This is a genomic window from uncultured Planktosalinus sp., from assembly GCF_963973675.1.
Classification (GTDB): domain Bacteria; phylum Bacteroidota; class Bacteroidia; order Flavobacteriales; family Flavobacteriaceae; genus Planktosalinus.
The window spans coordinates 1-11,117 of sequence record NZ_CAXBAN010000038.1 but is presented as its reverse complement, the minus strand read 5'-3'; the positions used below and the strand labels follow the sequence as shown (position 1 = coordinate 11,117).

14 protein-coding genes are annotated in these 11,117 nt (G+C 38.8%); 2 read left to right on the top strand and 12 right to left on the bottom strand.

What is annotated here, in order from left to right; translation table 11 throughout:
• Positions 1-221: transketolase C-terminal domain-containing protein (locus AACY61_RS02710; protein ID WP_339609935.1), on the top strand; the 221-nt coding region annotated here is incomplete at its 5' end.
• A gap of 85 nt (positions 222-306) precedes the next feature.
• On the opposite strand, the gene AACY61_RS02705 is transcribed toward AACY61_RS02710, so the two are convergent.
• Positions 307-1,224: a hypothetical protein gene (locus AACY61_RS02705; RefSeq protein ID WP_339609933.1), complete on the bottom strand. Its 918-nt coding sequence runs from the start codon at positions 1,222-1,224 to the stop codon at positions 307-309.
• A 168-nt stretch (positions 1,225-1,392) separates the two neighbouring features.
• Between AACY61_RS02705 and AACY61_RS02700 the strand changes: the two genes are divergently transcribed.
• Positions 1,393-1,761, top strand: coding sequence for an RNA-binding S4 domain-containing protein (locus AACY61_RS02700; RefSeq protein ID WP_339609931.1), 369 nt, complete (start codon positions 1,393-1,395; stop codon positions 1,759-1,761).
• Here AACY61_RS02700 and AACY61_RS02695 read toward each other — a convergent pair.
• From AACY61_RS02695 to AACY61_RS02645, 11 genes are all read right to left on the bottom strand, one after another.
• Positions 1,758-2,762: a bifunctional 3-deoxy-7-phosphoheptulonate synthase/chorismate mutase gene (locus tag AACY61_RS02695; RefSeq protein ID WP_339609929.1), complete on the bottom strand. Its 1,005-nt coding sequence runs from the start codon at positions 2,760-2,762 to the stop codon at positions 1,758-1,760. The genes AACY61_RS02700 and AACY61_RS02695 overlap by 4 nt on opposite strands.
• A complete protein-coding gene (trpA, locus tag AACY61_RS02690) occupies positions 2,759-3,532 on the bottom strand; it encodes a tryptophan synthase subunit alpha (protein ID WP_339609927.1) in 774 nt (257 codons plus the stop codon). Before trpA ends, AACY61_RS02695 begins: the two co-directional genes overlap by 4 nt.
• Entirely contained in the window at positions 3,529-4,713 is a 1,185-nt protein-coding gene (gene trpB / locus AACY61_RS02685) for a tryptophan synthase subunit beta (RefSeq protein WP_339609925.1), read from the bottom strand. Before trpB ends, trpA begins: the two co-directional genes overlap by 4 nt.
• Complete coding sequence (locus tag AACY61_RS02680; protein WP_339609923.1) at positions 4,700-5,335, bottom strand: phosphoribosylanthranilate isomerase; 636 nt, start codon at positions 5,333-5,335, stop codon at positions 4,700-4,702. The genes trpB and AACY61_RS02680 overlap by 14 nt, the downstream gene beginning before the upstream one ends.
• Before the next feature lie 151 nt (positions 5,336-5,486).
• Entirely contained in the window at positions 5,487-6,278 is a 792-nt protein-coding gene (gene trpC, locus AACY61_RS02675) for an indole-3-glycerol phosphate synthase TrpC (RefSeq protein WP_339609921.1), read from the bottom strand.
• Positions 6,275-7,267, bottom strand: a complete 993-nt coding sequence (gene trpD / locus AACY61_RS02670) for an anthranilate phosphoribosyltransferase (protein WP_339609919.1) — start codon at positions 7,265-7,267, stop codon at positions 6,275-6,277. The genes trpC and trpD overlap by 4 nt, the downstream gene beginning before the upstream one ends.
• 11 nt (positions 7,268-7,278) lie before the next feature.
• Positions 7,279-7,842 (bottom strand): aminodeoxychorismate/anthranilate synthase component II, encoded by a 564-nt coding sequence (locus AACY61_RS02665; RefSeq protein WP_339609917.1) that lies wholly within the window; start codon positions 7,840-7,842, stop codon positions 7,279-7,281.
• A gap of 90 nt (positions 7,843-7,932) precedes the next feature.
• Positions 7,933-9,324 (bottom strand): anthranilate synthase component I family protein, encoded by a 1,392-nt coding sequence (locus AACY61_RS02660; protein ID WP_339609915.1) that lies wholly within the window; start codon positions 9,322-9,324, stop codon positions 7,933-7,935.
• A 215-nt stretch (positions 9,325-9,539) separates the two neighbouring features.
• The gene (hisIE, locus tag AACY61_RS02655) at positions 9,540-10,127 is read right to left on the bottom strand and encodes a bifunctional phosphoribosyl-AMP cyclohydrolase/phosphoribosyl-ATP diphosphatase HisIE (protein ID WP_339609913.1); all 588 of its coding nucleotides are present in this window, start codon (positions 10,125-10,127) and stop codon (positions 9,540-9,542) included.
• Complete coding sequence (hisF, locus tag AACY61_RS02650; protein ID WP_339609911.1) at positions 10,118-10,876, bottom strand: imidazole glycerol phosphate synthase subunit HisF; 759 nt, start codon at positions 10,874-10,876, stop codon at positions 10,118-10,120. The genes hisIE and hisF overlap by 10 nt, the downstream gene beginning before the upstream one ends.
• Positions 10,870-11,117, bottom strand: a 248-nt coding sequence (locus tag AACY61_RS02645) for a HisA/HisF-related TIM barrel protein (RefSeq protein WP_339609909.1), incomplete at its 5' end; no start/stop codon positions are given. The genes AACY61_RS02645 and hisF, both read right to left, overlap by 7 nt.

The following is an 11,117-nucleotide window of genomic DNA, read 5'->3' as shown; positions in this document are numbered from 1 at the left end:
AGACAGGCTGTATCGTCACTGCAGAAGAACATAACTTTCTGGGAGGACTGGGAGAAAGCGTTGCCCGTGTGCTCGCTGAAAATCACCCTACCCCACAGGAAATTGTTGCCACACAGGATACCTTTGGCGAATCAGGCACACCCGCACAACTGATGGAAAAATACGGTCTCAATGCAAATGCCATTGTAAAGGCTGTAAAAAAAGTAATGCAGCGAAAATAAATTGAACAACACCTACGTTTGCTTCAAAAAAAAAATCCCACGGAAATATTTTCGTGGGGTTTTTATTTTATTTAAATTTTTAGAATTAATTATTTAAAACAGGATAATCAGGGTCTAGGTAATCGGGAATACCATTCCCGCTTGAATCGGGATACTCAACAGTACCGTCAGGGTTAATGATAATTTCATCAATAGTTTCTACACCGTCTCCATCATCATCAGTATCCAAATAGTTTGGGACACCATTTTCATCAGTATCATCATCTCCCAAATATTCATTCTCATTTAAATCCTCCAGTAAAGAAGGAACCCCATCCGAATCATGATCAATGTCTGTGGTGACATCATACAAATTAAAGGTGAAAATAAGCTGAGAATACACCGGTATTCCGGAAGGAGAATTCACCCAATATCCTAAACCGGAAGGCACAAAAACAGCACCGGCTCCAAAGCCTTCAAAAGTAAGTGTGCCATCAGGGTTTTCTATTATGTTTGTTGCACCACTTAATTCAATAACTCCCTGTTGAAATCCGGTAACAACTTGTGTTAAATCAAATTTGATTGGTGCGTCAGAAGCATCAAAGGTGTCAAGATTTAAAAACTGTCCTTTGTAAGTAACCAATGCTTCGTCAGCATAAAGTGGTGAATCTCCTTCGCCCTCTTTTACTTTTAAGTAGTATAAAGTATAAATAACCTCAGGCCTTACTCTGTCAAATACCTGCTTGGTCATTACCTGCTCAATTAACGGAGTTTTATCTGCATTTTCACCTGCTATGGTATCAAATACAATTTTATAATCAAAATTGGGTGTCGGATTTTCAAAATCCTCATAATTATAAAAATGTGTCTGAAGAAAAGCTTCAATCTCTGCCGTTGCAGCTGTTGCTTCAGCTGCACGATCACGCTCAGGAATTCGTTCAGGGCCTTCATCATCTCTTCTGCAAGAACTAACTACCAATGCAGTTAATAAAATCAAAGTTAAAAATCTATAGGTGCTTTTCATTTAAATTAAGTTTATTAGCCGTTTTTTTTCAATACATTAAATGCTTGAAAATACCTGTTTTTTATTTTGTACCCTCTATGGGCGTTGATTCTCTTTTATTTTGCTGGCGAAGATACAATAATCTCTTATTTTTGTCTAAAAGATTAACTATTTTTAAGTGGGCTTAGTATGAGAGTGGATAAATATTTATGGTGTGTGCGCTATTTTAAGACCAGAAGCATTGCTACCAATGCCTGTAGGACCGGAAAAGTAAAGATACAAGGAGACAATGTAAAGCCCTCAAGGGAAGTCTATCCCGGTGATCAGGTTCAAGTGCGTAAAAATCAGGTGGATTATGTACTTGAAGTGCTCGACATCCCTGACTCCAGACTGGGAGCCAAGCTTGTTGATATCTACCGAAAGGATATTACACCCAAAGAAAACCTTGAAAAACTAGAACTTCTTAAATATTCCAAAGACTACTACCGCAAAAAAGGCACCGGCCGTCCCACCAAAAAAGACCGCCGGGACCTGGATGACTTTGTGGAAGAAGATTAAACTGCTACTTCCCGGAGCTTTTTAATTTTGGCAACCAGGGTTGAGAATTCATCAAAGTCCAGTGTTTGCTTCCCGTCTGAAAAGGCTTTTTCAGGCTCGTGATGCATCTCGACAATCGCACCGTCTGCTCCTGCCACAAGCGCCGCTAAAGTAATTCGCTCCACGTGTTTTCTTATTCCAATGCCGTGCGATGGATCAGCAATGACCGGCAGATGACTTTTTTCTTTTAAAATGGGAATAGCATTGATATCAAAAGTATTTCTGTAAGCTCCTTCAAAAGTGCGGATGCCACGCTCACAAAGCAACAGCTTTTCATTACCGGCAGAAAAAACATATTCAGCAGACTGCAACAGTTCATCTATACTCCCGGAAATACCCCTTTTAATCATCACCGGCTTATCAACTCCTCCCAGTGCATCAAGTAAATTGAAATTCTGGGTGTTGCGCGCACCCACCTGAAAAATATCAACATAATCTATCATTTCTTCAATTTGAGAAACTTGCATGACCTCTGTTATAATTTTAATGCCGTTTATTTTGCAAATGCGATAAAAGGATTTCAAACCCTCGATTCCCAGTCCCCTAAATGCATAAGGCGAACTACGGGGTTTATATACTCCTCCACGCATAATTTTGACATTGTTCTTAACCAGTTGGTTTACAATAGCCTCAATTTGTTCTTCACCTTCTATAGAACAGGGTCCGGCCATTAAAGTGAAATTGTCTTCGTTTATGGTGACTCCATCACCCAAATCAATAGTTGTAGGGGTCACTTTCCACTTTCGGGAAACCAGTTTGTAATCATCTGTTACCCGGTGAATGTCTTTGACTCCCGGTAAGCTACCCAATCGCCTTAGGTCAAATTCATTTTTTAACACTGCCACTTTGTAGAAATGGCTCTGGGTTTTAATATCCACTGCTTTGATGTTGAATTGTTCCAATACTCCGTGAATCGCCATTATATGTTGTAGCGAAATGTTTTTATCCAATTGTATAATCATGACCTGATGTTTTTTACAAATTCGTAAATTGATTTTATACTGATGCCTTCTGACGTAGTATGTCTGATAAATGCACTTCCTATAATGACTCCATTACTGTATTGACAAGCCTCTTTATAAGTTTCGCTATCGTGTATCCCAAAACCAATCAATGTGGGATTTTTAAGTCTCAATTGCTGAATGTATTGAAAATATTCCGCTTGCCGGTCAAACGTATTGTTGGCGCCTGTTATGCTGTTTGATGAGACCACATACACAAATCCGTTTGAAGCGTCGTCTATGGCGCTTATTCTTTCTTCAGTTGATTGAGGCGTTATCAGGAGTATGTTTGAAATATCAAATTTTTTTGAAAGAATCTTCCAATCCTGATTGTAAATTTCTAAGGGTAAGTCTGGCAAAATAAGTCCGTCAACACCCACTTCTGCACATTTTGATAAAAAGGCTTCCTCGCCATACTGCATTACAGGATTCAAATAGCCCATCAACACGATCGGAATTTGAGTGATTTTTCTCAAATCGGTTAATTGTTCAAAAAGCAGTTTGATGGTCATTCCGTTTTGAATTGCTTTTTGACTGCTTTCCTGAATCACCGGTCCATCTGCCAAAGGGTCTGAAAAAGGCATCCCTATTTCGATTAAATCGACACCCGCTGCATCCAGGTTTTTGACAATTTTCAAGGTATCATTAATTTCAGGATAGCCTGCTGTGAAATAAATGGAGAGGATGTTGTTTTTTTTAGTTTCGAAAAGTTTATCTAATCTTTTGCTCATAGTTTTAAATGTTTTTGGTAGGTCGCCAAATCCTTATCCCCTCTTCCTGACAGGTTAATGACAACCACATCCTCTTTTTTAAAGGTCATTTTCTTTAGGTATGCCAATGCGTGCGCCGACTCCAGCGCCGGTATGATACCATCCTTTTGAGAAAGTTCGTGCGCTGCGACTAAAGCCTCTTCATCAGTTACAGAAACAACTGTTGCTTTTTTAGTGTCGTTTAAATAGGCATGCACAGGACCAATACCGGGATAGTCAAGACCTGCAGAAATGGAATGAGGTTCCACTATCTGACCATCGGCTGTTTGAATTAGGTAGGTTTTGCTTCCGTGGATAATGCCTTTTTTACCCAAAGCAATCGTGGCTGCTGTTTTTCCTGAATACACACCTTCACCACCGGCTTCCACAGCAATAAGTTTTGTTTTGTTGTTATCAATAAAATGGTAAAAGGCACCAATGGCGTTGCTGCCACCACCCAAACAGGCAATCACATAATCTGGGTTTTCTCTGCCGGTTTTTTCCAGAAGTTGTATTTTGATTTCTTCACTAATGACCGATTGAAACATCGCCACCATATCAGGATAAGGATGCGGCCCCACTACCGAACCGATGATATAATGTGTATCTACCGGATTATTAATCCACGCCCTGATCGCTTCATTGGTAGCGTCCTTAAGAGTTTTGCTTCCGCTTGTCGCGGAAATCACTTCAGCACCCAGTAGTTTCATTCTATCCACATTGGGTTTTTGCCTTTCAATGTCAATGGCACCCATATAGATTACACAATTCAGCCCCATCAAGGCACAAGCGGTAGCAGTGGCAACACCGTGCTGACCAGCTCCGGTTTCGGCAATAATGCGCTTCTTGTTTAATTTTTTTGCGACGAGAATTTGGCCAATGGTGTTGTTAATTTTATGTGCACCGGTATGGTTGAGGTCTTCCCGTTTGAGATAGATATGTGCGCTGTGTTCATTTGAAAGATTTTTGGAATAAAACAGTGGTGTGGGCCTACCCACATAATCTCGCAACAACGCACGGAATTCCTTTTGAAAGTCATCTGTTTCAATAATTTTCCTGTAACGGTTTTGAAGTTCAAGTACATTGGGGTACAGCATTTCGGGTACAAAAGCACCTCCAAATTCACCGTAGAACCCTTCTTTTGACGGACTAAATGTGTTCATAATTTTTAATGGTATCAAGTACTTTGTTAATCAATTGTATATTTTTTATACCCGGGCTAATTTCAAGTTTACTATTAAAATCAAGCCCATAAAGTTTGTTGTGTTTTAATTTTAATATCGCTTCCAGATTTTCAATACCCAGACCACCACTCAAAAAGAATGGAGTTTTCAAATGGTATTGCTGTAAAAGGTTCCAGTCAAAAGATTTCCCGCTTCCGCCAAAATGCTTCGTTTTAGTGTCAAATAAAAAATAATCACAATGGTTCTCATAAGGATGCAACGTCTCAAAATCAAAGCAATCGTCCATCGCAAAGACTTTGATAACAATGAGGTTTTGTAATTTCAGTTGCTTGCATATTTCGGTTGATTCATTGCCATGCAGCTGAACTGCTTGAAAGTCATATTTCTGAACAGTTTTTAATATGTTTTCTTGAGATTCATTAACAAAAACAGCTGTTTTCAGGATACTTTCAGGGATTTTAGCCAACGTAGTTTTTGAAAATTCATCACCCACAAACCGTTTTGATTTGGGGTAAAAAATAAATCCCATATAGTCGGGGTTTGCTTCTGAAACCTGCCTTAAATTTTTAGCCTCTTTGAGTCCGCAAATTTTGATTTTCATATTCGTTTTATATTTCTCTGTATCCCTTTGTGTTTTTTCGTTTAACTCTGCGGTATTATTTATTATCAGGTTAATTAATAGTGTATAACGGAATTTCACAGAGACTTAAACAGAGTCACAGATAGGTTAAAAATGTTTCTAACTTAATTTTCTAAATGAGTGACAAGTTTTTTATCAATTCCTTACATTTCTCCCCCGGATTGCTGTGTTTCATAAAATATTCACCAATCAAAAAGCCATCAAACCCGTTTGCTTTTAATTGTTTGATTGTCTCAAGGGAATCGATACCGCTTTCAGCTATTTTTAGTTTTGTTTTAGGAAGCATTTCTGACAAACGAATGCTGTTTTCGACAGAGACTTCAAATGTGGAGAGGTTTCTGTTGTTGATTCCAAAAGCATTGGCCTTGCTTTCGCTATGGCTCAATACTTCAGCTTCTGTATGGGTTTCCAGCAACACTTCCATTCCTAACTGCTGCGCAAGTGTCGTAAAGTTTTCAATTTCTTTTACCGAAATCATTTTTGCAATCAGTAATATCGCATCGGCACCAAGTGACTTGGCTTCAATAATTTGATACTCGTCCACTATAAATTCTTTTCTGAGAATGGGACAGAAGTTGAAGCGACGGGCTGTGGGTAAATCTTCTTTTTTGGCACCAAAAAAATGTTCGTCAGTCAGCACAGACAACGCTGCTGCTCCGGCCTGCATATAGCCGACGGTCACCTCTTCCGGATTTGCATATTTATTGATATCACCTTTTGAAGGAGATTTTCGTTTAAACTCAGCGATAATACCGCTTCTGCCTGGATCTACAACATAGCCCGAAAAAGAAACGCAGGGACTTTCAAAAAAGATGCTTTGTTCCAGGAGTTTTATCGGGCAGATAGCCTTTTGTCGAGCAACCTCCTTTATTTTGTATTGTTTTATGGTGTCGAGAATGTTCATTGCAATGCGATTAATGTTTTGAGTGTTTGTTTTGCTTTACCTCCAAGAAGAGATTCTACAGCCAGTTGTAAAGCGGTTTCTCTGTCGAGTTTGTCTTGATAACATTGAATGGCAACAGCAGCGTTTGCGAGTACCACCTGGTTCTGGGCTTGAGTACCTTTTCCGTCAAGGATGGTTTTAAAAATAGAGGCCGATTCTTCAATCGTATCACCGCCGTGAATTTCTTGTTGTGTTACTTTTTCAAACCCAAAGTCTTCAGCATCTGTGATGTATTCTTCCTCCTGAGTAATAATTTTAGTGTTTGAGGTCAAGGTGATTTCGTCATAACCATCCAATCCATATACAATGGCATATTGCATCTCTTCTTCTTGAAAAAGATACTGATACATTCTTGCGAGTTCCATACTAAATACTCCTGTCATTTGTACTTTTGGTCGTGCCGGGTTCACCAGTGGACCCAGCATATTAAAAAAGGTTTTTACACCCAGTTCACGTCTCACGGGAGCTACAAACTTCATTGCAGGATGAAATAATGGTGCGTGCATAAAGCAGATGTTTGCTTTCTCAAGTTGTTGTTTGAGTTTAGATTCGTCAGTATGAAAAACAACACCCATCGCTTCCAGTACATTGGAAGAGCCGGAAATAGAGGACACCCCATAATTACCATGTTTAGCCACCGGAATTCCCGCTCCTGCTAAAACAAGGGAAGTGAGCGTAGAAACGTTAAAGGTATTTTTACCATCACCGCCGGTGCCGCAAACATCCATCGGGTTGTAAGCTGACAAATCAATATTTATAGCAAGCTCTAGCAAGGCCTCGCGGAACCCTCTTAGCTCATCTATGGTAATATTTCTCATAATGAAAGCAGTCAAAAAAGAAGTTACTTCATAATGATTGTATTTCTCTGAAGCAATATCCATCAGGATTTGCTTGGCCTCTTTTTTTGTAAGGGTTTTATGCTGATAGAGGTATTCTAATATTTCTTTCATCTACTACTTTTTTATTGTTTTATCCAGTTTTCAAGCAATTGGTGACCGTATTCAGTCAGCACCGATTCGGGATGGAACTGTACACCCCGTAGATCATAACTACTGTGCTTTAATGCCATAATATTCCCGAAAGCATCTTTTGCTAAAACCTCTAATGTGGCTGGTAATTCCGGTTTAACCACCCAGGAATGGTAATGCCCAATATTGAATTGCTTAGGAATATTTTTGAATAAATAATCTTCTTGAGTCACCTCAACCCGAGAGGCGATACCGTGTAACGGACTTTCTAGGTTATGGAGTGCACCACCAAAACTCTCTGCGATGGCCTGATGTCCTAAACATACACCGAGTATGGGTTTAACCGCGCCAAATTCAAGGATCACTTGTGGCATCAAGCCGGCATCTTTTGGTATTCCGGGGCCCGGTGACAAAACGATTTTATCGTAGATATTGATTAAATCAAGTTCAAACTTATCATTTTTGACTACGTGTACTTGATCTACATCCAAATTCTCCAAATAATGAACAATGTTGTACACAAAAGAGTCATAATTATCGATAACCAGTATTTTCATGTGTCTTTAATATTTATTTTAATTGGTCACTTGAAACATCCATTTTAAATGTAACCTGTGAATTAATAATTTTTCCTGGATGTTTCATTTTTAAAGAGTTTTAGCGAGTTCTAAGGATTTACGTAAAGCAGATAGTTTATTTTCAACTTCGGTAAGTTCACTTTCGGGAACTGATTTGGCAACTATCCCACAACCTGCCTGATAGGTTAAGGTGTTTTTCCTGCTCAAAAAAGAACGAATAAAGATAGCGTGATTAAAGGTACCGTTCAACCCAATAATGCCTATGGTGCCGCCATAGAAACCACGGCTTTGAGGCTCATTCTCATCAATGATTTGCATCGCCCTGTGTTTGGGCGCCCCAGACAAAGTCCCCGCAGGATAGGTGTCTCCTAAAATTTTTATGGGGTTGTAATCTTTATCTAAAGTGGCACTTACTTTTGAAACTAAATGAATGACATGTGAATAATATTCCACCTGCTTAAAACTGTCAATGGTTACCGAGGTACTGTTTTTACTCAAATCGTTTCTTGCCAAATCTACCAACATGATGTGTTCTGCATTTTCTTTAGGGTCATTGCTCAATGCCTCGGCTATTTTTGCGTCTTCCAATGTATTTCCTGTGCGCTTGAAGGTTCCGGCTATGGGATTGATGATGGCTTTTTGATTTCCAATCGTGAGTTGAGCTTCAGGCGAAGAACCAAATATTTTAAAATTACCAAAATCAAAATAAAACAAATAAGGTGACGGATTTATAGACCTTAAAGCTCTGTATACATTAAACTCATCTCCTTTGAATTTTTGGAAATACTTTCGGGAAAGCACCACCTGAAAAACATTCCCTTTGTGACAATGGTCAATACCTTTTTTGATTTTAGTTAAAAAATCGGCATTGTTAAAATTAGTTGTTTCTTTGGCAACGGTTGAAAATTTAAATTGTGTGACAGTGCGGTGGTTTAATAGGTCCTCAATTTCAGATAAGCGGGAGTTTTCGCCTTTAGCTTGTTGTTCGACTATAAAGAGTTCGTTGTTAAAATGATTGAAAACAATGATGTATTTAAAAAGATGATACTCAAGAAGCGGCAAGTCAAAATCCTGATTGCTAAATTCTATATCCTCAAACAGTGGGATGGCGTCATAAGAAGTGTAGCCAAAGAGTCCGCTGGTGACAAAATCATAGTCCTGTTGCTCAGTATTAAATGACTTTGCAAAAGCGTTCAGGGCTTCAGGAATTTCGGTTTCATTTGTCTTTAGCACCTGTTTTTGCTGTCTTGGGTATCGCACAGTGGTAAGCTCTTTATTCACCGAAAACGAAGCGACGGACTGCAAACAAATGTATGAAAAACTGTTTTCCTTACTTTTATAGTCTGAGCTTTCGAGTAAAAAACAACCCGGATACTTATCCCTGAATTTAAGGTACACTTCCACTGGCGTGTGGGTATCACTGAGTGTTTTTTTGATGTTTGTTTTAAAAGTAAATGTCATTGTTAAAATCTTTAAATTTCATTTTTTTACATAAAAAAAGCCCGCTGGATTCAGCGGGCTTGGTTTATTTTGGTTACAAAACAACATGGCACAACTACCTGAATCCTATTTGGGATTTAGATTGCCACCACCAAGAGTTATATTGATTTAAATTTCTCATATCGAAAAGCAAATATAGCTAAGTGATTTTAAAATCCCATCTTTTTTATAAAAATTTATTTTGCCCGCGACTTCAATACCTCTTCAATTTCTTCCAATGAAAATCCTTTTGCTTTGAGTAAAATTAAGTAGTGAAACAGTAAATCTGCTGCTTCATTTTTAAACAAATCATCATTGGAGTCTTTTGCCTCGATAATCAATTCAACAGCTTCTTCGCCTACTTTTTGGGCAACTTTATTAATGCCTTTTTGCATTAAATCACGGGTGTATGATTTTTCATCACCACTTACTATGCGTTGCTGAATAGTATGTTCCAATTCATAAAGAAACCCCTTAGCGGTTTCATTTCCAAAACAAGTAGTGCTCCCGGTGTGGCAGGTGGGGCCTTGGGGTTTGGCTTTAATGAGAAGGGTATCCTGGTCACAATCAATCAAAATTTCTTTTACAAATAAAAAATTACCGGAGGCTTCCCCTTTTGTCCACAACCGATTTTTACTTCTGCTGAAAAAGGTGACTTTGCCTTCATTTTTTGTTTTGTTAAAGGCTTCTTGATTCATATAGCCGAGCATCAAAACCCGATTGCTCCTAAAATCTTGAATTATTACAGGCACAAGGCCGTTGGTTTTTGAAAAGTCTATAGACATCTTACAGGTATTTTTTGAGTTTGTAAATAATTTTTTAGTTGCGGAATGGGAATTTCTCCAAAATGAAAAATACTCGCTGCCAGAGCTGCTCCTGCTTTAGTTTGCTGAAACACTTCTTTAAAATGAACCATGGTCCCGGCTCCACCTGAAGCAATCACCGGAATTTTTAATAGAGAGCTGATTGTATGGGTAATATCAATGGCAAAACCATTTTTGGTACCGTCGTTGTTCATGGATGTGAGCAAAATTTCACCGGCACCGCGACGTTCTACTTCCAGTGCCCATTCCAAAGCATCTAGCCCTGTGGGTGTTTTACCACCGTGACTGAACACTTTCCAATCGCCATTTGTATTTTTTACGTCCATGGCTACCACAACACATTGATTGCCAAAATGACTTGAGATTTCAGAAATCAGTTTGGGATTTTTTATGGCCGCGCTGTTGATACTTACCTTATCGGCTCCTGCGAGAATTACAGCTTTAGCATCTTCCAGCGTATTGATTCCACCACCCACTGTAAATGGAATATTGATTGCTGATGCTATTTCAGTTACTAATGCAACCAGTGTTTTGCGCTTTTCAAGGGTGGCTGTGATATCGAGAAAAACGAGTTCGTCGGCTCCTTCTTCCACATAGCGTTTGGCGAGTTCTATGGGATCACCGGCATCCCGAATATCAATAAAATTAACTCCTTTTACAGTCCTTCCGTTAGCAATATCAAGACAAGGTATGATTCTCTTTTTTAGCATAATTTTTCTAATTCTTTTAATGTAATTTTTCCTTCATATATCGCTTTTCCCAAAATCACGCCTCCACAACCCAGTTCACGCAGTTTCAAAAGGTCATCAAATTTTGAAACACCTCCACTGGCAATAAGTTGAACTGTTGTTTCTTTCAATATTTCACCATAGAGTTCAAAAGAAGGACCTTGAAGCATGCCGTCTTTAGAAATATCTGTACAAATAACCTGTTGAATTCCTTTGGATTCAT

Bases quoted from the DNA above. Each gene is read 5' to 3' on its own strand.
- AACY61_RS02705 (WP_339609933.1), bottom strand. From the start codon at position 1,224: ATGAAAAGCACCTATAGATTTTTAACTTTGATTTTATTAACTGCATTG.
- AACY61_RS02700 (WP_339609931.1), top strand. From the start codon at position 1,393: ATGAGAGTGGATAAATATTTATGGTGTGTGCGCTATTTTAAGACCAGA.
- AACY61_RS02695 (WP_339609929.1), bottom strand. From the start codon at position 2,762: ATGATTATACAATTGGATAAAAACATTTCGCTACAACATATAATGGCG.
- trpA (WP_339609927.1), bottom strand. From the start codon at position 3,532: ATGAGCAAAAGATTAGATAAACTTTTCGAAACTAAAAAAAACAACATC.
- trpB (WP_339609925.1), bottom strand. From the start codon at position 4,713: ATGAACACATTTAGTCCGTCAAAAGAAGGGTTCTACGGTGAATTTGGA.
- AACY61_RS02680 (WP_339609923.1), bottom strand. From the start codon at position 5,335: ATGAAAATCAAAATTTGCGGACTCAAAGAGGCTAAAAATTTAAGGCAG.
- trpC (WP_339609921.1), bottom strand. From the start codon at position 6,278: ATGAACATTCTCGACACCATAAAACAATACAAAATAAAGGAGGTTGCT.
- trpD (WP_339609919.1), bottom strand. From the start codon at position 7,267: ATGAAAGAAATATTAGAATACCTCTATCAGCATAAAACCCTTACAAAA.
- AACY61_RS02665 (WP_339609917.1), bottom strand. From the start codon at position 7,842: ATGAAAATACTGGTTATCGATAATTATGACTCTTTTGTGTACAACATT.
- AACY61_RS02660 (WP_339609915.1), bottom strand. From the start codon at position 9,324: ATGACATTTACTTTTAAAACAAACATCAAAAAAACACTCAGTGATACC.
- hisIE (WP_339609913.1), bottom strand. From the start codon at position 10,127: ATGTCTATAGACTTTTCAAAAACCAACGGCCTTGTGCCTGTAATAATT.
- hisF (WP_339609911.1), bottom strand. From the start codon at position 10,876: ATGCTAAAAAAGAGAATCATACCTTGTCTTGATATTGCTAACGGAAGG.